Genomic DNA, 20,697 nt, shown 5'->3' with positions numbered 1-20,697 from the left:
ACCACCCATAAAAAAACCGCAGGCGTTTCGCCTACGGTTTTTTGCTTTTACATGTTTCACGTGAAACACATTGAAGAGGCTTTTTAGATATCGAGGTTAGCAACGAGCGCGTTGGTCTCGATGAAGTCGCGACGCGGCTCAACTTCATCACCCATCAGCGTGTTGAACATCATATCCGCCGCTACCGCATCTTCAATAGTAACCCGCAGCATACGACGGCTATCCGGATCCATGGTGGTTTCCCACAGCTGGTCTGGGTTCATCTCACCTAGCCCTTTATAGCGCTGCACAGAGAGGCCACGCTGGCCTTCTTGCATCAGCCAAGTCAGCACTTCAGAGAAGTGTGCAACGGGCTTCTGACGCTCACCACGGGCGATGTAAGCACCTTCATCCAGCAAGCCGCTGAGGGTTTCCCCTAAGCCTGCAATAGCGCGGTAATCGGCGCTTTCAAAGAAGTCTAAGCCCCACACATACTCTGTCGTCACGCCGTGGGCGATCAGAGAAACTGCCGGTAGATGCAGGCCACGCTCGGTGTCTTCTTGCAGGTAGAACTGATAGCGCGGGCCGCCTTCATAGGCCACCATGTCATCCATGGCTTTCTGCAGCTCGGCAATCCAGTTCTCCATGGTGACGCGGTCTTTCAAGCTTGGCTCACCCTGTAGCGCGGTAGCATGTACTACCTGCTTCAATACTTCGATGGGGTAAACCCGCGCCAAACGGTCAATTCGCTTCATCACGTTGCGATACTGATTCACCAGCGCTTCCAACTGTGAGCCAGCAATGCCAGGCGCATCCGCATTAACGTGCAGCCCTGCCCCATCCAGCGCGGTGGTGGTCAGGTAATCAATCATGGCCTGCTCATCTTTCAGATAGAGCTCTTGCTTACCACGTTTGATTTTATAAAGCGGCGGCTGGGCAATAAAGATATGCCCACGCTCAATCAGCTCTGGCATTTGACGGAAGAAAAACGTCAGTAGCAGCGTACGAATGTGCGAACCGTCTACGTCGGCGTCGGTCATGATAATGACCGAGTGGTAGCGCAGCTTATCGGGATTAAACTCTTCCCGACCAATGCCGCAGCCCAGCGCCGTGATCAGCGTACCCACTTCCGCGGAGGAGAGCATTTTATCGAAGCGTGCTTTTTCGACGTTCAGGATTTTACCTTTTAGCGGCAAAATGGCCTGAGTGCGACGGTCACGCCCCTGCTTGGCGCTTCCTCCTGCCGAGTCGCCCTCCACCAGGTAAAGCTCTGATTGGCTTGGGTCTTTCTCTTGGCAATCGGCAAGCTTGCCCGGCAGGCCTGCGATATCCAGAGCCCCTTTACGGCGCGTCATGTCCCGCGCTTTACGGGCTGCTTCACGGGCACGTGCGGCGTCCAGCATCTTATTGACGATGGATTTGGCTTCGTTGGGCTTTTCAATCAGGTAGTCTGCAAACAGACGCCCCATTTCCTGCTCTACCGCTGTTTTCACCTCGGAAGAGACCAGCTTATCTTTGGTCTGCGACGAGAACTTGGGATCCGGAACCTTCACGGAAATAATGGCGGTTAAGCCTTCCCGAGCATCGTCACCAGAGGTATTCACTTTGGCTTTTTTCAGCAGGCCCTGAGCTTCAATATAGTGATTCAGCGTACGCGTCAGGGCAGCGCGGAAACCTGCTAAGTGGGTACCACCATCCCGCTGAGGAATGTTGTTGGTGTAGCAGAAAATGTTCTCAGTGAAGGCGTCGCTCCACTGCATCGCCACTTCGACTTCCACTCCGTCTTCACGCACCGCATTAAAGTGAAACACCGGATTGAGGACGGTCTTGTTCTTATTCAGATGGTCGACGAATGCTTTAAGACCGCCTTCATAATGGAACAGCTCCTCTTTGCCGCTGCGCTCATCCATCAGGCGAATGGCAACACCAGAGTTGAGGAAAGAGAGCTCGCGCAGGCGTTTCGCCAGGATATCGTAGTGGAATTCGATATTGGCAAACGTAGCCGGTGACGGGCGGAAATGAACGCGGGTACCGCTCTTTTCCGTTTTACCTACCACGCCTAGCGGCGCTTGCGGCACGCCATGGTGGTACATTTGTTCGAACACTTCGCCTTGACGCCAAATCGTCAGGCGCAGCTCTTCTGAGAGCGCGTTCACCACCGACACACCCACGCCGTGCAAGCCGCCCGATACTTTATAAGAGTTATCGTCAAACTTACCGCCCGCGTGGAGCACCGTCATAATAACTTCGGCAGCAGAGACGCCCTCGCCTTCGTGTAGCTCGGTCGGAATACCCCGGCCATTATCGCTCACGGTTACCGATTCATCCGCGTGGATGACCACTCGAATTTCGCTACAGTGGCCTGCCAAGGCTTCATCGATGGAGTTATCCACCAACTCGAAAACCATGTGGTGCAGCCCGGTGCCGTCGTCGGTATCACCGATGTACATGCCTGGACGCTTACGTACTGCGTCTAGCCCTTTGAGCACCTTGATGCTTGATGAATCGTAAGCCTGCTCGCTCATTGACCACTCCGTCGTGAAGTCTGTCTCGTTCCGTGTCGTCTACCCATCTGGCTGACACTGGCTAAACCCCTGCTCGGAGTGTTTCACGTGAAACATCTCAACGGCGGTAGTGGGCTGCCAGACATCGCTTAGCGCGGTGGGCTCGACGCTGGTAATAAATGCTTGGCACTGCATCTCTTCAAGCAAAGCGCAAAACTGGCGGCGGTGATGCTCGTCCAGCTCTGCCGGTAGATCATCTATCAAATAAATGCAGTGCCGCTGTGCGGTACTTTCCAGAAGCCTTCCTTGGGCGAGCTTTAATGCACTCACTACCAGCTTCTGCTGGCCTCTGGAAAGCACCTCAATTGCGGGCTGCTTGTTCAACCGAATACGCAAATCGGCGCGCTGTGGGCCCTGCTGCGTAAACCCCATCTGCTGGTCGGTTTCTCGACTATCGTGCAGTACATCTGCCAGCGAGCGTTGTTTATCCCAACCTCTTGCATAGCGGAGTGTTAACCCGGGCAGCGGCAGCAGTTTTTTTAGTGTTTCATCAAATACGGGCAAGAACTCACTAAACCATGCTTGGCGTAGCGTATCCATCTGCTCCCCCCAATGGGCGAGCTCCTGCTCCCACACCGCTATTTCACTGGCCGCTATTCTACCACGCCTAAGGAGTGCATTCCGATGTTTCACCGCCCGGCGAGTCCGCTGCCACGCGTCCAGGAAGTGATGTTTCACGTGAAACACTCCCCAGTCTAAGAACTCACGGCGACCAGCGGGTGACCCTTCCAGCAAGCGAAAAGCATCATGATTAATAAGCTGGAGCGGCATAGCTTCTACCAGCTCAGCCAATCGGACGCCCTTTTCGCCACGCAAACGCAGCTCCAGCTCACGCTGAGCCCGCATTCGCCTTACCCCCAGCGTCACCTCAGGATCTCCTGCCAAGCGGCCGTACAGCGTCATATACGGCGCCTCTGACTGAATGGCATTCTTCAGCTGACGAGTACGAAAAGAGCGTCCCATGCCCAGAATATGAATACCTTCCAGAAGACTGGTCTTACCGCTACCGTTCACGCCATAGATAACATTGATACGTGGTGACGGATAAATCGTAACCGGAGCCAAGTTACGCAGTCCGTGAAAAGTGAGTTGTGTCACGCTCATCCGCGAATGCCACCTAGTAAGACCATGAAACGCGCTATCCGTTGCCAAATGCGAAAACGGCGCTTCTGACAAGTAGAAGCGCCGTTTTCATTCAGTACCAATGCTGTTATAAGCGCATCGGCATAACAACATACAGGGCATCACCACCGCCAGGCTCTTCCAGCAGGGCACTGCTGTTAGGGTCGGCTAGGGTAATTTGTACGCGCTCTTCATCAAGCACAGAGAGCACATCGACCAAATAACCAACGTTAAAGCCCACTTCCATGGCGCTACCGTTGTACTCCACGGCAATGTTCTCTTCCGCTTCTTCCTGCTCCGGGTTGTTGGCCATTACTTTGAGGTTATTTTCCTCAAGATACAGCCGAACACCACGGTACTTCTCATTTGAAAGAATCGCAGTGCGCGACAGCACCTGACGCAGCTCTGCACGCTCAGCAATCAGCACCTTATCGCCATTGCGCGGCACTACGCGCTCATAATCAGGGAATTTGCCGTCAATAAGCTTAGAGGTAAACGTGAAGTCACCTGTATGCGCACGAACATGCGTTGAACCCAAGGTAAGGCTGACAGGTTCATCGCTGTCATCCAACAGGCGAGAAAGCTCAAGGATACCTTTACGGGGCACAATCAGCTTTTGAGACTGGCTTACTGCAACGTCAATGGGACGCGAGCACATCGCCAAACGGTGTCCATCGGTCGCGACCGTACGCAGCAAATTGCTCTGAATTTCCAGCAGCATACCGTTTAGGTAATAACGCACATCCTGCTGCGCCATGGCAAAGGAGGTGGATTCAATCAAATGCTTAAGCGTGCCACGCGGAACGCTGAGTTCCTGACTGCCATCGGCATCTTCAATATTAGGAAATTCTGCTACAGGAAGCGTAGAAAGTGTAAAGCGCGAACGACCACTACGTAATACCGCGCGCCCCTCTTCGACCGCTAACTGAATGTCGGACTGATCGGGCAGCGATTTACAAATATCCATCAGCTTTCTAGCCGGCACCGTAGCAGCGCCCGCTTGGTCCACTTGGCTGGCGACCGTGCGGCCTACTAGCTCAACTTCTAGATCCGTACCGGTCAGGGCGACCTGATCGCCTTCAACTTGAATCAGTACGTTAGAGAGCACAGGCAGCGTTTGGCGCCGTTCTACTACGCCCGCCACCAGAGTCAGCGGGCGAAGCAGCGCCTCTCGGGAAATGGTAAATTTCATCGAAACTCCGGTTTTCTATCCTGAAAGGCCTGCCCATGGCAGGCGTAAACGAAAAAGGTTAACTGGTTAGCAGACGAAGAAGGTTTTTGTAATCCTCACGGATATCCGCATTCTCTTCCTGCAGTGCTTTTACTTTTCGGCAGGCGTGCAGCACGGTGGTGTGATCGCGGCCACCAAATGCATCGCCAATCTCAGGCAGGCTATGGTTGGTTAGTTCTTTCGCCAGCGCCATAGCGACCTGTCGCGGGCGCGCTACCGAACGGGAGCGCCGCTTAGAGAGCAGATCCGCCACCTTGATTTTGTAATATTCAGCCACCGTGCGCTGAATATTATCCACCCCCACCTGCTTATCCTGCAGCGCCAGTAGGTCTTTCAGCGACTCGCGGATAAAGTCTTGAGTAATGGTTTTACCCATAAAGTGGGAGTCAGCAATGACCTTTTTCAACGCGCCTTCAAGCTCACGCACGTTAGAGCGAATCTTCTGAGCGATAAAGAAAGCCGCATCGTGGGGCAAATCCACTTTTGCTTGATCGGCTTTTTTCATCAAAATCGCCACTCGTGTCTCAAGCTCCGGCGGCTCGATCGCCACGGTAAGCCCCCAGCCAAAGCGCGACTTAAGACGCTCTTCAACGCCACTAATCTCTTTGGGGTAGCGGTCAGAGGTGAGAATCATCTGCTGACCGCCCTCTAACAGCGCATTGAACGTATGGAAAAACTCTTCCTGAGAGCGCTCTTTACCGGCAAAAAATTGAATATCGTCAATCAGCAGAGCATCGACGCTGCGGTAGAAACGCTTAAAGTCGTTAATCGCATTAAGCTGCAGCGCCTTCACCATATCGGCGACAAAACGCTCGGAGTGCAGGTAGACCACGCGTGCATTTTCACGACGACCTGCCAGTGCATTGCCCACAGCATGCATCAAGTGCGTTTTACCCAAGCCAACACCACCGTATAAAAACAGCGGGTTATAAGCGCCACCAGGATTTTCCGACACCTGGCGGGAAGCTGCACGGGCAAGTTGGTTCGATTTACCTTCTACAAAGGTATCGAAGGTGAAATTAGGGTTTAAGCCACTGCTGTGCTTTAAGCTGCCTTCGACTTGAACCTGACGTTCGTTGCCACGACGGCTAGGAACACTCTCTTCACGCAGTTGGTCAATCTCACGCTCATCGCCAATATCACCACGCAGCGGAGTATGAACGGCGGGGGATGACGGCTGTGCTGGCGCGGCCGAGACCGGATTACCCAGCTCTCTGGGTTGCGGCGCAGCCGCTGCAGCCCGCCGACTGCCGACGGTTAAGCTGACCTTGGGAGGTTTAGAAGGGGCGAGCTCACGCATTAGCTCACTAATACGCTTAGCGTACTTATCACTCACCCAGTCGCGCACAAAGCGATTCGGCGCCAATAAGCGTAGCTCATTGGTGTCTCCTTCTTCTGCCTGCAGCGGACGTATCCAGGTGTTGAACTGCTGTGAATTCAGTTCGTCCTGCAGGTAGTCCAGGCACTGTTGCCAAAGCGCGAGCGACACTCATCTCACCATCGGTTGAAAACGGCCGACCATTGTAGCGCCCAACGAAGTGGTTATCCACACGCACTAACGGCTCTTTTTCACCTGTGGACAACTTTAGGTAAGGGTTCAGGAAAACCCGGTGATGCCATGGGTACAACTCTATTTTGGGCTGTTTTGTCTTCGGTTGACCACATCAAACTCACAGTTTATTCGCTCGTTATTCGATGCTTATACACAGATTTTTTATTGTTTTAAGCTGTTGATAAAATTGTGCTAAAACCACTTATCCACAAATAGTATCCCCACTATTAATAACAGTAAGTTTTAAATAACTTCATTAGTAATAGTAGTGTGCCCCAAGTTGAATCGACTCCACAGCGGAGCTATTGCCTTTTTCACGCTTTTTATGCAAGGAAAAATTGCACCCAGCGCGGGAAGTCTCTACAATTTCCGGTCTTGAATTGAAACTCCCCGGCTAGTTCCTCACTGGACCGGGTCTTTTGGAATTCACTTTCCGTCCTAAACCACGTGGGAATAACGAGTTATGAAACGCACTTTTCAACCCAGCGTTCTCAAGCGCAAGCGCGCGCATGGCTTCCGTGCTCGTATGGCAACCAAAAACGGCCGTGCCGTTATCGCACGCCGCCGCGCCAAAGGCCGCAAGCGTCTGAGCGCCTGATCTCGGATTGCGTGTGTCGCAACAAGGCTTTCCCCGGTGCTTACGTTTGCTAAATGCCGGGGATTTTAGTCACGTGTTTGAACAGGCCGACCTGAAAGTTCATGGCAAAGGTATGATGGCGCTAGCGCGCATGAGTACCCGGGGGCATCCCCGTATTGGACTGGTGGTCAGCAAAAAAAATGTGAAGCTCGCTGTTGATCGTAACCGCTTCAAGCGACTCGTTCGGGAATCCGTTCGCTTACGTCAGGATCACTTACCCTCTGTGGATATCGTGATATTGGCGAAGCGCGGCGTTCAGGATGTCGATAATGAGACGCTCACTCGCCAGCTACACGGCATGTGGAAACGGCTTCAGCGCGACGCACAGGCGGTGTCTGCACCTCCCCCGCCTCATGGCGTAACACGTGACGCTTGACGACATACCTCGCCGCTCGACCTCGGCCTGCCGCTTGGCAGGCTTTCGTGTGTCATGGGTCGAGTAAATGACACTGCGCCATTAGCATGTTCACCACCCATCGGGCAGAACCCTCATGGACGTAAAACGACTTTTATTACTGATTCCACTGGCAGTGCTTGCCTACCTTTTGGTTGTACAGTGGAATCAGGATTACGGGCAGACCACCTACGACTCAACGCCTGAGATAACCCAAAGCAGTAACGGGGCTCCTGCGAGCGAGAACGGTAGCGATGATCTCTCTGTACCTAGCACTTCCGCTCCTCAAAACGCCATCAGCGAAGGCGTCGGTGATGCTGAAAGCGACACCGCCAGCCGCGACTTTATTGCCGTCACCACCGACGTACTTGACGTACGCATCGACCCCTTTGGTGGCGATATTGTCTACGCTGCCCTGCCGCAGCATAAGCTGACGCTGGATTCCGACCGCAATTACGTGCTGCTATCGGATAACGCTACGCGTAGCTACGTGGCCCGCTCAGGGCTACAGCTAGATGGCCAAGCAAGCCGCATTGCCTTCACTCCTGAGCGTAACGAGTACCGCTTGGGTGACGAAGAAGAGCAGCTAAGCGTTGACCTTACCGCCGACGTGAACGGTGTTGAGGTCATCAAGCGCCTGACATTTGATCGCGGCAGCTATGCGGTTAACGTGAGCTACTATCTAGCCAATAACACCGATGCGCCGGTGAGTGCTCGCTTTATTGGTCAGCTGGCTCGCGACAATAGCCCGGACCCGTCTAGCGGTGTGGCCATGGGGATGAACTCCTACCTGGGGGCCGCCTATTCCACGCCGGAAGCGCGTTACGAGAAGATCGACTTTGAAACTATTCAAAGCCGTAGCTTCGAGAACCGCGAAGCGCAGGGTGGTTGGGTTGCGATGATCCAGCACTACTTCGTCTCCGCTTGGGCACCGCCACAAAACCAGCAAAACCTCTACTACGTAACGACCGATTCTCGTGATCGTAACGTAGTGGCCTTTGCTGGCCCCACCAGCAGCGTCGCCGCCGATGGCGAAGCTACGCTGAGTGCTACGCTCTACATGGGTCCGAAGGTTCAGGACTACCTTGAGCAAGTCGCACCGAACCTTAAGCTCACCGTGGATTACGGCTGGCTTTGGTTCATTGCCAACCCGCTGTTCTGGCTGCTGGATAAGATCCACGACATCGTCGGTAACTGGGGCTGGTCGATCGTTCTGCTTACCGTGCTGGTGAAGCTGGTGCTCTTCCCGCTGTCTGCCAAGGCCTACAAGTCCATGGCGCGTATGCGCAAACTGGGCCCAGAGATGCAGCGTCTCAAAGAGATGTATGGCGACGACCGCCAGAAAATGTCTCAAGAGATGATGAAGTTCTACCAGAAAGAGAAGATCAATCCGCTAGGTGGCTGTTTGCCGATTCTGGTACAGATGCCGGTATTTATCGCCCTGTACTGGATGCTGCTGGAATCCGTTGAGCTGCGCCACGCGCCGTTCATGTTCTGGATCCAGGATCTCTCGGTGAAAGACCCCTATTTCATCCTGCCGATTCTGATGGGTATCTCGATGTTTGTTCAGCAGATGCTGAACCCGACACCGCCAGACCCCATGCAGGCGAAGATCATGAAGATGCTGCCAATTATCTTCACCTTCTTCTTCCTGTGGTTCCCGGCAGGTTTGGTCATCTACTGGGTAGTCAACAACATCATCTCGGTGGCGCAGCAGTACTTTATTACGCGCAGTATTGAGAATGACCCAAGCGTCGGCAAAGGGATGCGAACCAAGTAATCGCTCTCCTCTGCTACTCCCAGACCCCCGCCTTTGCGGGGGTCTGGCGTTTTAGGCCTAACCTGCTCATCATGAGCGCCATCACGATACACTCATCTCTCTAGACACTAGGAAGCGCCATGGCCGATCGACTCTATACCCAAGACACCATTACCGCCTTGGCAACCCCACCCGGCCGTGGCGGCGTTGGTATTATTCGCGTGTCAGGCCCCGCTTGCCGCGCGATAGCCGCTGAAATACTGGGTAATTGCCCTGCTCCTCGTTACGCCCACTACGGTCCGTTTCACGGCGCTGAGGGCATTATTGACGAGGGCATAGCGCTACTGTTTAACGGCCCCCACTCCTTCACCGGTGAAGACGTGCTGGAGCTGCAAGGCCACGGCGGCCCCATCATTATGGATATGCTGCTTGAGCGCTGCCTGCAGCTAGGTGCTCGCCTGGCCCGGCCTGGGGAGTTCTCTGAACGGGCTTTTCTTAACGACAAGCTGGATCTGGCACAGGCGGAAGCGATTGCCGACCTAATTGATGCCACCTCCCGCTCCGCCGCTGAGAACGCCGTGCGCTCGCTTCAGGGCGAGTTCTCACAGCGGGTTGCTGCACTGGTCCAACGGCTGATTGAGCTGCGCGTTTACGTTGAAGCTGCCATCGATTTTCCGGAGGAGGAGATCGACTTTCTCGCCGATGGCCATGTCGCCACGCACTTAGAGAGTGTTCAGCAGGCGCTGGTTGCTGTTCGTAAGGCCGCTGGGCAAGGCGCTCTGCTACGCGAGGGCATGAGCGTGGTGATTGCAGGACGCCCCAATGCAGGTAAATCGAGCCTACTGAACGCGCTAACCGAGCAGGATACTGCCATCGTCACAGATATCGCGGGCACAACGCGGGACGTACTCCGGGAGTACATTCACCTAGACGGCATGCCGCTGCATATTATCGATACTGCCGGGCTGCGTGATACGCCCGATGCAGTAGAGAAAATCGGTGTTGCACGGGCGTGGGAAGAGATCGAAAAGGCCGACCGCGTACTGCTCATGGTGGATGCATCCACCACAGCGGCTACCGACCCAATGAGCATCTGGCCTGAGTTCGTGGAGCGCCTCCCCGATCAAAGCAGGCTTACCCTGGTGCGTAATAAAATCGATGCCAGTGCTGAAGCGCCGGGCATTGAATTATCCACAGCCACTCCGATTATTCGGCTATCTGCGAAAACCGGAGAGGGTGTGGATAGTTTGAAAACGCATCTGAAAGAGGTGATGGGCTTCTCTGCAACGACAGAGGGCCGCTTCTCCGCCCGCCGCCGCCACCTGGATGCCCTTGACCGCGCCATGGCGGCACTTGATACCGGGCGAGCACAGCTAGATGGCTACGGTGCAGGCGAGCTGCTTGCCGAAGACCTAAGGGATGCGCAGCAGGCGCTGGGAGAGATCACCGGCGAATTTAGCGCCGATGATCTGCTTGGCGAAATTTTTGGCAGCTTCTGTATTGGCAAGTAACCGAGCCACTCGTAACACATCATCCACCACGACTATCCGTCACTACTCGCCCACCAGCCATTTGGCGCGGTAGTGGCTGTCGCTCCCCAGCAGCGGTGTCACCTGCGACATCGCTGCAGCAAGCTGCTCATCCAGCCCCCAGGGCGGATTGATGACCACCATGCCGCTACCGTACATCCCGTGCGCACTCTCCCCCGCGGCTCGAAGCAGCAGCTCGCTGTGCCAAATCTTGCGAATGCCGCTCGCTTCAAGGCCGCTGAGCAACGTTTCGTGATGCCCAGCAGGCAGCAGCGGGTACCAAATCATCACCACGGCGTGGCGCACTTTTTCCAGGGTATAAGCAACCGCGTCGACAACCTCTTGATACTCCGCTTTGCGCTCGTAGCTAGGGTCTACTAACACGCACATTCGTGGCGACGACACCGGCACCAACTGTTTCAGCCCCTGCAACCCATCGCCGTATACGCGACGTGCCTGCTTTGGCAGCGTCTGGCCACTCAAATGTTCATGCTCACCCGGGTGTAGTTCAAATAGACGCAGTTGATCATGGTCACGTAGCGCCTGAGCAAGCCACCAGGGTGAACCCGGGTAGTGAGATAGCGCATCAGCGTTGGGTTGTGCTGAATTCAAAGCGGTAAGCCAACGGCTGAGCAGTGGGTCGCTCAGCTGCTGTCGGGCCTGCCAGAGCGGAGCGATACCTTCCCGGTACTCTTGAAGCCGCTGGGTCTCTTTGGTGGCTAGCGGATAGAGTCCTCTCCCCGCATGACTATCAACATATGTAACTGCTGATTTTTTACGTAATAAATAATCAGCCACCGCATAAAGCGTTAAATGCTTCTGGACATCGGCAAAATTACCGGCGTGATAGGCGTGTTGATACGACAGCATGGCAGCTCGCTTGCAGTTGAACAAAAAAAGCCCGCTATGTGAGCATAGCGGGCTCTAGACAGCAATGCTGAGATTAACGCATCACATTACTGGCCGTTACCGGTAGGGGTCAGGGTAATTTCAACCCGGCGGTTTTGAGCACGCCCCTGTTCATTATCGTTACTAGCGACCGGCTGATTGGCACCGTAACCCATGGTGTTTAAGCGCATAGAGGAAACACCGTTCTGGCTCAGGTAGCTACCAACCGACTGAGCACGACGCTTAGAGAGACGCTGGTTGTAGCTGGCATCGCCGGTGCTATCCGTGTGGCCTGCGATGTTAACGCGGGTGTCGGTGTATTCGGTGAGTACGTTGGCCACTTCATTGAGGGCGCTGCGCGCGTCGGCGGTCAGCTCAGCCGAATCAAACCCGAACGTAACGCTGCTGGGCATATTGAGCACGATGTCGTCGCCACGGCGATCGATCTCAATACGCGAGCCTTGCAGATTGTCACGCAACTGCTGCTCTTGGCGGTCCATGTACACACCCACACCAGCACCGGCCGCCGCGCCTACTGCGGCACCAATTAGCGCACGGTCACGGCGGCTGGTGCTGCCATCGCCCGAAAGCGCGCCGGCAGCCGCGCCAATCGCCGCGCCAATGCCGGTGCCCATCGCGGTGCTAGAGCGCTGCGTTTGACCGCCGTAAGGGTCGGAAGTCGCACAGCCAGCCAATAAAATAGCCGCTGCTAACGGGGTCAGTAGTCGAGAAATACGCATCACTCACTCCTTGCTTATGATTGGGTTATTGCCTTATTGATCGCTGGTCACTTGTACTGATCACTCTTCGCTGATTAAGGCCAGCAACTCGTTCAAGAATAATAGACCTTGAGGCGATGCACGCAGCTTTTCAGGCATTTCCACTAAAAGTCCTTTTTCATGGGCGCTTTGTAAACGGCTAAGTAACAGAGCATTTGGCTGGCCAGTGTTGGCAAACCAATCCGCTAATGTCACGCCTTCCGTTAAACGCAGCGCGTTCATGGCAAACTCAAGGGGCAGCTCCTGGGGTTCAATGAGCTGCTGGCCTGCCACAAAACCACGCGGGTCGTTAGCGCGACGTAAGTACGCATCGGGTTGGCGGGTTTTCCAACGCCGCTCAATCTGCCACTCCCCCTGGGAATCTATATGGGTGAGTTTTCCATGAGCGCCTGCGCCAATCCCCAAATAGTCGCCAAATCGCCAGTAGTTCAGGTTATGGCGGCTCTGACATCCTGGGCGGGCATAGGCTGAGATCTCATACCGGTTTAATCCAGCCTGCTCCAGGCGCTGGTGCCCCGCTTCCTGAATATCCCACAGCGCTTCCTCTTCTGGCAGTGGTGGCGGATGCGAGAAAAACGCCGTATTAGGCTCTAGGGTTAACTGATACCAAGAAAGATGTTCAGGATTGAGGGCAAGCGCCTGGTCAATATCTTCCATGGCTTGCTCGGGCGTTTGCTGGGGTAGTCCATGCATCAGATCAATATTGAGGTTATCAAATCCCGCTGCCCTGGCCTCGCTGATGGCCGTCACCGCTTCGTTACCGCTATGAATTCGCCCTAAAGCGCTCAATTGGGTTGGGCGGAAACTCTGTACGCCTAGAGACAACCGATTAATACCTGCCTCCCGGTAACCGATAAACCGCTGCTGCTCGGTCGTGCCTGGATTCGCTTCCAGCGTGATTTCAATCGTGGGTGAAAAAGGCAGTCGCTGGCGGATACCTTCAAACAACTGTTGATAAAACCCAGGAGAAAGAAGACTAGGCGTACCCCCACCGATAAAAATAGTTTGAATGGTTCGGCCAGAAGCCAACGATACATCACCGTCCAAGTCGCTAAGTAAAGCGGCCAGGTACGCCGCTTCGGGTAGCTCGCTAGAATCAGGTTCATGGGAGTTAAAATCGCAATAGGGGCACTTGCGTACACACCAAGGCGTATGAATATAAAGCGATAGTGGCGGCAGCTGATCAGCCATGCGCCACCTTCAAAATATCTACTAGGGCGTGAAGCGCGCGCCCTCGATGGCTTAAGCGGTTTTTGGTCTCGCTTTGTAGTTCGGCGACGCTCATGCCCTGGTCGGGTAACCAAAAGAGCGGGTCGTAACCAAAACCACCCTCGCCGCGAGGATGGGCAAGGATTTCTCCCTCCCAGCTACGCTGCACAATCACGGGCACCGGGTCTTCTGCATGGCGTAAATAGACCAAAACGCACCAATAACGGCCCGTGCGCTGACCTTCCGCGCACTCACTGAGCGCCGCCAACAGTTTCTCGTTGTTACGTTCGTCACTTTTAGGCTCACCCGCATAGCGAGCGGAATAGATGCCTGGCGCCCCATGCAGCGCATCTACTTCTAACCCAGAGTCATCTGCTAGCGCAGGTAACCCACTTACTCGGCTGGCTTCACGCGCTTTTAACAAAGCGTTTTCGACAAACGTGAGGCCTGTCTCCTCCACATCGTGCACACCAAATTCTGCTTGAGGCCGTACGTCCAACCCTAGCGGCGACAGCAACTGATTGAATTCTCTTAATTTACCGGCATTTCCGCTGGCTAAAACAAGCGTGTTCGATGCATTCATTGGGGCTACCTCCTCACAGAAGGTTCTCAGTTTACGCCTATCCGAAACGCAGCTAAAGGCGACAAAATGTAACTCAGTGTATCTTAAAAAACTGGCGCCAAAAAATCAGGAATAAGAAAAAATATCTTTAAAAAACAAAACTATAATCAAATATTGCAAAATAGAATAACTATATAAAAATTACTTTTGCCATTATTTTGATAACAAAACTTTACGAAATGTGGCTTATGGGCAACACTCTAGTAGTCACCTGCTCACGCTTTATTTCCATGAGGTCTACCTAATGTCACAAGAAAAACTTCAAGGCTTGGTGTACATCGTCACCGAAAAAAGCCCTCAATCGCAGCTGTTTGCTGACTACTTACATCAGCACACGGGATGTACGGTTAGCATTCACCCACCCCGTGGTACCTTACCCACTGCCACCTCAGACAAACTCCTGATCTTGATTGATAGCGATCACATCTGGATTGATGCTCTGCCCGAGTGGCAAGACAAGCTTCCCGAACCATTAGCAAAAACCCCCCTTGCCGCCTTTAACATCCGAGATATGGACCATGCTTTAGAAGCTCTCTCCTGCGCTCAGTTAAAAGGAGTGTTTTATCGGAATGAAAGCTTGGAAGTTATATGTAAAGGCATACATGCATTGCTGGAAGGCGAACTATGGATGTCTCGGGATTTAATGGCCCGACTAATCCTCTTTTATCGTAAATATCAAAGTAATGCTTTCCGTCCTGCCTGTGGTTTAACCAACCGAGAAATGGAAATTATCTCACTGTTAAGCTCTGGCTCATCCAACCAACAAATTGCCGATAAGCTATTTGTTAGCGAGCATACGGTTAAATCGCATCTCTATAACATCTTCCGGAAAATTAACGTCCATAATCGTATTCAAGCACTTAACTGGATTCACCAAAACCTAGGGCCCATTCTTCCCAATATTGAGACTGCACGAAGTTTGCAGCGTCATCGGCAATGCTAAACCCAAAAGGTGATTCGCTATGCTATCGATACACCGTTTATTCATAGGCATTGTCACTATATCTATTTGGTTAACAACCTCTATTGCATTAGCTGAAGAGCCTATTCAATCAGACGATGCATTGCCCGCTAACGGGCAAAATGAGCAAGAAGCGATTGATGCCATTAATAAGCTCTCCAGCCCAGATGGGCCTGAAGTGTTAGCAAATACCAATGGGGGAAGTGAGCTCACCGGTGTATTGGTGGACCGCACCATCACCATGGCAGGCAAGACGTTTTATCGCGCGTTTAGCCAACTGGCGATGGATAACCCGCTCATTGGCAATGCCACGATTACTGTCCAGGAACGCCCTGATGCTCGATGGGGTAGCCAGCTCTGGATCATGGAAGGCAACCGGATGTATTTCAGAACGCAGCTCTCTCCCAGGATCAGTGAAGCAGATCGCGTAGCCGGAGATGCTGTGCAAATCGTCGAAGAAGCACTGCTTCAGCAGCGGCTGACAGCGGCACTTACTTCAGACAAAGACCTAGGCAAAGAGGAGCTAAACTAATGAACGCGACGTTTTTAACAATCCTGCGTATAGAAGCTATGCGTATAAACACTTCGCTTATGAAAGCTTTCTATATAAAATCCCTATTTAAAAAAAGTACCTTGAGCGTAGCCGTCATAGCCGGTATGACAGGCTTAGCCTCTTCCAATATAGCCGCTGGTGAGTTGATCTACCAACCGATCAACCCCTCCTTTGGCGGAGACCCTTTTACTGGAAGCTATTTACTCGGCAAAGCGCAATCGCAGGATACTAACACCGACCCCAATGCGAGAAGCATCGAAACGCTCTCAGCAACAGACCGGCTCATTCAAAGCCTGGAAAGCCGATTAATATCTCAACTGATTAATGATGTAGGGGCTGGAGATATTGGTGAAGGCTCTTTCGACAGTGGCGAATTTAGTGTCGTCGTACGCGACGAAGGCGGACAACTCGTCGTCAGAGTCGTCGATAAAGTGACGGGCGATGTGACTAATATAAGCGTTGGTGGTTTATTTAACCCCTAACCTACCTTCTTATTCTTATTAAAAAAATTAACACGGTCATTAAACCGGATAACGAATGTTATTGGTGCTATCAGGGGATCCACATGAAAATTATCGCTTCACTACTAATGGTCAGCCTTTTAAGTGGCTGTGCCGGAATGGTAGCCACCTCAGAAAATCTAGAGGGTGCTCAAGCAACATTAACGCCTCGAGGAGCTACTTACCAAGACCTTGTCTCCCTACCGCCACCCGCTGGGAAAATATTTGTTTCGGTTTATGATTTCCGCGATCAAACCGGTCAGTATCGGCCAGCACCCGCCAGCACCTTTTCAACGGCCGTAACGCAAGGGGCAGCCGCAATGCTCACTGGTGCGCTGGCAGACTCTGGCTGGTTTATTCCTCTTGAGCGCGTTGGGCTTCAGAACCTGCTTACCGAGCGTCGCATCATACGTGCCGAATTTGAGCGCTTTGGTCAACCGGATACACTGCCATCGTTAAGAGCGGCATCGGTCATGTTAGAAGGCGGTATTATCGCCTATGAATCTAACGTGCGAACCGGTGGGGCTGGCGCTGAGTATTTTGGTATCGGAGCATCAGGGCAGTATCAAGTTGACCAGGTCACCGTTAATTTACGGGCCGTAGAAATATCGACGGGTGAAGTTCTCGCCAACGTAACGACCACAAAAACCATTTACTCCAAAGAACTACGCGCAGGCGTATACCGCTTTATTGACTTTAGGCGATTGCTAGAAGCTGAAGCAGGAATTACCACTAACGAGCCCGTGCAACTAGCAGTGATGTCAGCTATCGAGTCTGCCGTTATTCATTTAGTTGCTCGGGGTGTGGAGAGTAATTTATGGAATCTATCTAATGGTACTGATTTACAAAGCACCATACTAGCGGATTACCTTAACGCGCCTACCCCAGTCTTATAACTGCTAATCCACTTCTCTTATATATCTACCATTATAAAATCAAGAAGTGAGCACATGCGGCTTTTCATTTTAGAAAAGCCGCTTTTTTTGCACTAAACATAATGAGATAACTACAACTATATCGTAATTTTTTAATTATAAAATACATCCTTACCATAAAAAAATGTCTTATTGCGCAAAAATTTAAATAACCCAAACTCAACACATGAATACAAATTGATACAAAACGAAACAGAGAGAGTGCTGCAATGACACCTAACTCAGCCAAGCCTAAGACAGTAAAGCTTAGTTTTTATAAGACAGTTGTTGCCGGTGTTGTGATGGCAATGGTTTCTCTGCCGTCCTTTGCAGACTCTTCTAATCACCGTATTGAGCAGTATTTTAACGATATGCCCTCCCACCATTACCAAGGCAATTACAGCATTATTAAACAAGTGGGCAACCATAATAACGCCAATGTTTCCCAGTCCTACTCTGCTCGTTATCAAGCAGGAAATTTTTCTAAAATTTTTCAGCAAGGAAACTGGAACGTTGCCAACGTTGAGCAAACGGGGGGCAACAACGTTGGTGTTATCTTACAAAAGGGCAACAGTCATATTGCCAATATTTCTCAGTCTGGGAATGAAAAGCAAATAGAAACTTATATTTCCCAAACTGGCCATTATAGCGACATTCAAGTTTCACAGTCGGGGAGTGGCTACCGCGGCATTAGTGTTGAACAACAATCGTTTTCAGCCAGTGCACGCCCAGTCACCGTCGAAACCTACTGAGCAGCAACCGTTGTCTCAGTAATAACTAAAGCAAGTATGACATAATGGGGAAACACCATGAAAACTCAAATCACTACTATCGCTGCCGCCGTTGCCTTCGCTATGAGTACTGCTGCGTCTGCACAGTACTGGTCATCAGGTAGCGACTCCACAATTTATCAAAGCGGTAACCACAATACTAACGATATTACCCAGTGGGGTACCCAAACATCACGCGTTTACCAAGAGGGAAATAATAACTCGACTGTTGTTTCTCAGGACGATATCTCAGGGATTGCTACTAAGTTTCCTGGCAATAATGACTCTGGAATTGACCAGATTGGCCAGCACAATAAAGCCAATGTTACCCAGCTAGGCGCCTTGAATGATTCGACTGTGTATCAACAAGGTGACAACAATACAGCAACCATCGATCAAGATGGTTTTAAGAACATTTCGGTAGTAGAGCAAATTGGCAACCACAACGGCTCAACAGTATCACAAGATGGCAAATTTAATGATAGCTATGTCTATCTTGAAGGTAACAATAACAAAGCCACTGTTAAGCAAGATGGTGAAGAAAACGTATCTGTAGTAGAAGAAAATGGCACTCATAATAATGCCAACATTACTCAGATTGGAAATGAAAATGATAGTTACACGTATCTAAGTGGCAACTATAATGAAGCTTATGTGACACAAAATGGTTATTCGCTAGACAGTACGATTCTTGCTGTTGGTGACCATAACACTCACGACGTCATGCAGTCTGGTTATAACCACGACTCCTATATTTACACCCAAGGCAGCAATAACGCACAACACGTTACCCAAAGCGGCTACTTATGGGGCGGCAGCCACAACTCAACCATTGAGACTTACGGTAATAACAACACTAATTATGTGAGCCAAGGCCAATAATCGCAGCTATACACAAATAAGCGTACCTAGCGCTTGTATCAACCGCCCCCGTCGGGGCGGTTTTTTTATGTCTTAATGCACCATCACCGTCAGTGTGCCGCCTTTGCCTTGAGTAGAAGAACGAGAACGGTTGTTACCCTTCACAATATCCACTTCCAGCCGCTCGTCATCGCTTAGTAATTTTACTGTGCCCTCTAAGGTATCGCCCTCAAAAGTGAATTCTGCGGGTACCGTGCCCTGGGTTTCAGGATGCTCAACGGTTTCGCCATTGTGGGTAATGCGCCACTCGGCGGAAAACTCAGCGCCGGGGGAGCCGCTCATGGTGATGTGGATCTGGGTCATATCCTGCTCCTGTGCGGCTAGCCCTGTTAAGGGAAAGCCAAAGGTGAGCACGGCGGTAAACAGAGCGCCGTGTAAACGTAAAGCTTGCCAAGCCGATGGTTGTTTCATGGTTAGCTACCTCGTTAACCACAAGAGCCGCTCAACATGAGCGGCTCTTGCAGTGTAGCAGGCGTTCTAACTACCAGTTACCTAGTGTTACATAACAGCAAAGGCTTTCTCTGCGGCATCCAGAGTGAGCTGGATATCCTCAGGCGTATGGGCACTGGACATAAAGCCCGCTTCATAGGCAGAAGGCGCGAGATAAACGCCATGATCGAGCATCGCACCGAAGAAACGGCGGAAGGCATCCGGGTTACAGGCAGTCGCCTGGGCAAAGTTATCGACCCGCGATTGAGAGGTAAAGAAAAGACCAAACATGCCGCCCGCTGATTGCGTCATCATCGGCACTCGGGCTGCGTTGGCGCGCTCTTGCAGGCCGTTACACAGCGTTTGTACGCGCTGGCTCAAGGCATCGTGGAAGCCCGGTACCTGCAGCTTAGTGAGTAGCGCCACACCGGCGGCCATGGCCAGCGGGTTACCCGAAAGGGTGCCCGCCTGATATACCGGCCCCAGCGGAGAGATGTTTTGCATAATGTCGCGCTTGCCACCAAACGCGCCGACCGGCATACCACCACCGACGATCTTACCCAAACAGGTCAAATCCGGCGTGACACCGTAGTAAGCCTGGGCACCGCCCAACGCTACGCGGAAACCCGTCATCACCTCATCAAAAATCAGGATGCTGCCGTACTCGTTACAAACGTGGCGCAGGGTTTCCAAAAAGCCCGGCTGAGGTGGAATACAGTTCATATTGCCCGCCACCGGCTCCACGATAATGCAGGCAATTTGCTCACCGATCTCTGCAAAACACGCCTCTACGCCTTCCGGGTCGTTGTAGGAAAGCGTGATGGTGTGCTCGGCCAGCGAGGCGGGTACACCCGGAGAGCTGGGCTCGCCGTGGGTCAAGGCACCGGAGCCCGCTTTTACCAGCAAGGAGTCCGAGTGGCCGTGGTAGTTACCTTCAAATTTAACGATCTTATCGCGACCCGTGGTGCCCCGCGCCAGCCGAATCGCTGACATGGTGGCCTCGGTGCCCGAGCTGGTCATCCGCACCATTTCCATGGAGGGAATCATGTCGCAGATCAGGTCTGCCATGGTGGTTTCCACGGCGGTGGGGGTACCGAACGAGAGCCCGTTATCCAACCGCGCACGCACGGCTGCCAGTACGTCTTGATCAGCGTGGCCGGTGATCATCGGCCCCCAGGAACCGATGTAATCGACGTAGCGGTTGCCCTCCACATCAAAGAGGTAGGCACCCTGCGCACGCTCCATGAAGACCGGCGGGCGGTGCAACCCTTTGAAGGCACGCACAGGAGAGTTCACGCCCCCAGGAATATGGCGACTCGCGAGGTCAAACAGTTCAGCAGATGTGGTCATGGCATCCTCTATATAAATGACTTACTACCAATGA

20 protein-coding genes are annotated in these 20,697 nt (G+C 52.5%); 10 read left to right on the top strand and 10 right to left on the bottom strand.

Annotation, left to right across the window (positions count from 1 at the left end; all coding sequences use genetic code 11):
- Positions 1-83 precede the first annotated feature (83 nt).
- The 4 genes from gyrB to dnaA all read right to left on the bottom strand — a co-directional run bounded on the left by gyrB (position 84) and on the right by dnaA (position 6,385).
- Positions 84-2,504 (bottom strand): DNA topoisomerase (ATP-hydrolyzing) subunit B, encoded by a 2,421-nt coding sequence (gene gyrB, locus ACIGG6_RS00810; RefSeq protein ID WP_399841284.1) that lies wholly within the window; start codon positions 2,502-2,504, stop codon positions 84-86.
- A gap of 39 nt (positions 2,505-2,543) precedes the next feature.
- The gene (gene recF / locus ACIGG6_RS00805; RefSeq protein ID WP_399841282.1) at positions 2,544-3,647 is read right to left on the bottom strand and encodes a DNA replication/repair protein RecF; all 1,104 of its coding nucleotides are present in this window, start codon (positions 3,645-3,647) and stop codon (positions 2,544-2,546) included.
- Positions 3,648-3,753: 106 nt separating this feature from the next.
- Positions 3,754-4,857 carry a DNA polymerase III subunit beta gene (dnaN, locus tag ACIGG6_RS00800; RefSeq protein WP_399841281.1) on the bottom strand — a complete coding sequence of 368 codons (1,104 nt, stop codon included), beginning with the start codon at positions 4,855-4,857 and terminating at the stop codon, positions 3,754-3,756.
- A gap of 58 nt (positions 4,858-4,915) precedes the next feature.
- Complete coding sequence (gene dnaA, locus ACIGG6_RS00795; protein ID WP_399841278.1) at positions 4,916-6,385, bottom strand: chromosomal replication initiator protein DnaA; 1,470 nt, start codon at positions 6,383-6,385, stop codon at positions 4,916-4,918.
- Positions 6,386-6,911: 526 nt separating this feature from the next.
- Between dnaA and rpmH the strand changes: the two genes are divergently transcribed.
- The 4 genes from rpmH to mnmE all read left to right on the top strand — a co-directional run bounded on the left by rpmH (position 6,912) and on the right by mnmE (position 10,749).
- Complete coding sequence (rpmH, locus tag ACIGG6_RS00790; protein ID WP_009723348.1) at positions 6,912-7,046, top strand: 50S ribosomal protein L34; 135 nt, start codon at positions 6,912-6,914, stop codon at positions 7,044-7,046.
- A 13-nt stretch (positions 7,047-7,059) separates the two neighbouring features.
- On the top strand, positions 7,060-7,461 hold the full coding sequence (rnpA, locus tag ACIGG6_RS00785) for a ribonuclease P protein component (protein ID WP_399841276.1): 402 nt from the start codon (positions 7,060-7,062) through the stop codon (positions 7,459-7,461).
- Positions 7,462-7,576: 115 nt separating this feature from the next.
- Positions 7,577-9,259 (top strand): membrane protein insertase YidC, encoded by a 1,683-nt coding sequence (yidC, locus tag ACIGG6_RS00780; protein ID WP_253505987.1) that lies wholly within the window; start codon positions 7,577-7,579, stop codon positions 9,257-9,259.
- 119 nt (positions 9,260-9,378) lie between these two features.
- A complete protein-coding gene (mnmE, locus tag ACIGG6_RS00775; protein ID WP_399841275.1) occupies positions 9,379-10,749 on the top strand; it encodes a tRNA uridine-5-carboxymethylaminomethyl(34) synthesis GTPase MnmE in 1,371 nt (456 codons plus the stop codon).
- Between the two features lie 42 nt (positions 10,750-10,791).
- Here mnmE and ACIGG6_RS00770 read toward each other — a convergent pair whose 3' ends face one another.
- From ACIGG6_RS00770 to rdgB, 4 genes are all read right to left on the bottom strand, one after another.
- Complete coding sequence (locus tag ACIGG6_RS00770) at positions 10,792-11,637, bottom strand: 23S rRNA (adenine(2030)-N(6))-methyltransferase RlmJ (protein WP_399841272.1); 846 nt, start codon at positions 11,635-11,637, stop codon at positions 10,792-10,794.
- Between the two features lie 86 nt (positions 11,638-11,723).
- Positions 11,724-12,395 carry an OmpA family protein gene (locus ACIGG6_RS00765; protein WP_399841270.1) on the bottom strand — a complete coding sequence of 224 codons (672 nt, stop codon included), beginning with the start codon at positions 12,393-12,395 and terminating at the stop codon, positions 11,724-11,726.
- 60 nt (positions 12,396-12,455) lie between these two features.
- Positions 12,456-13,625, bottom strand: a complete 1,170-nt coding sequence (hemW, locus tag ACIGG6_RS00760; protein ID WP_399841268.1) for a radical SAM family heme chaperone HemW — start codon at positions 13,623-13,625, stop codon at positions 12,456-12,458.
- Positions 13,618-14,226 (bottom strand): RdgB/HAM1 family non-canonical purine NTP pyrophosphatase, encoded by a 609-nt coding sequence (gene rdgB, locus ACIGG6_RS00755; protein ID WP_083025684.1) that lies wholly within the window; start codon positions 14,224-14,226, stop codon positions 13,618-13,620. Before rdgB ends, hemW begins: the two co-directional genes overlap by 8 nt.
- A gap of 283 nt (positions 14,227-14,509) precedes the next feature.
- Between rdgB and ACIGG6_RS00750 the strand changes: the two genes are divergently transcribed.
- The 6 genes from ACIGG6_RS00750 to ACIGG6_RS00725 all read left to right on the top strand — a co-directional run bounded on the left by ACIGG6_RS00750 (position 14,510) and on the right by ACIGG6_RS00725 (position 18,845).
- The gene (locus ACIGG6_RS00750) at positions 14,510-15,208 is read left to right on the top strand and encodes a LuxR C-terminal-related transcriptional regulator (RefSeq protein ID WP_399841265.1); all 699 of its coding nucleotides are present in this window, start codon (positions 14,510-14,512) and stop codon (positions 15,206-15,208) included.
- 19 nt (positions 15,209-15,227) lie between these two features.
- Positions 15,228-15,758, top strand: coding sequence for a CsgE family curli-type amyloid fiber assembly protein (locus tag ACIGG6_RS00745; RefSeq protein WP_399841263.1), 531 nt, complete (start codon positions 15,228-15,230; stop codon positions 15,756-15,758).
- A complete protein-coding gene (locus ACIGG6_RS00740) occupies positions 15,758-16,261 on the top strand; it encodes a curli assembly protein CsgF (protein WP_399841260.1) in 504 nt (167 codons plus the stop codon). Before ACIGG6_RS00745 ends, ACIGG6_RS00740 begins: the two co-directional genes overlap by 1 nt.
- Before the next feature lie 83 nt (positions 16,262-16,344).
- On the top strand, positions 16,345-17,175 hold the full coding sequence (locus ACIGG6_RS00735) for a CsgG/HfaB family protein (protein ID WP_399841257.1): 831 nt from the start codon (positions 16,345-16,347) through the stop codon (positions 17,173-17,175).
- Positions 17,176-17,423: 248 nt separating this feature from the next.
- Complete coding sequence (locus ACIGG6_RS00730) at positions 17,424-17,945, top strand: hypothetical protein (protein WP_399841256.1); 522 nt, start codon at positions 17,424-17,426, stop codon at positions 17,943-17,945.
- Between the two features lie 57 nt (positions 17,946-18,002).
- Positions 18,003-18,845: a curlin subunit CsgB gene (locus ACIGG6_RS00725; protein WP_399841255.1), complete on the top strand. Its 843-nt coding sequence runs from the start codon at positions 18,003-18,005 to the stop codon at positions 18,843-18,845.
- 72 nt (positions 18,846-18,917) lie between these two features.
- On the opposite strand, the gene ACIGG6_RS00720 is transcribed toward ACIGG6_RS00725, so the two are convergent.
- Positions 18,918-19,295 carry a hypothetical protein gene (locus ACIGG6_RS00720; RefSeq protein ID WP_399841252.1) on the bottom strand — a complete coding sequence of 126 codons (378 nt, stop codon included), beginning with the start codon at positions 19,293-19,295 and terminating at the stop codon, positions 18,918-18,920.
- A gap of 87 nt (positions 19,296-19,382) precedes the next feature.
- A complete protein-coding gene (gene hemL / locus ACIGG6_RS00715) occupies positions 19,383-20,663 on the bottom strand; it encodes a glutamate-1-semialdehyde 2,1-aminomutase (RefSeq protein WP_044628587.1) in 1,281 nt (426 codons plus the stop codon).
- Positions 20,664-20,697: the final 34 nt, after the last annotated feature.

Source organism: Vreelandella lionensis (genome assembly GCF_044543515.1).
Classification (GTDB): domain Bacteria; phylum Pseudomonadota; class Gammaproteobacteria; order Pseudomonadales; family Halomonadaceae; genus Vreelandella; species Vreelandella lionensis.
The sequence above is the reverse complement of the archived record's forward strand: the minus strand, read 5'-3'. Positions and strand labels throughout refer to the sequence as shown.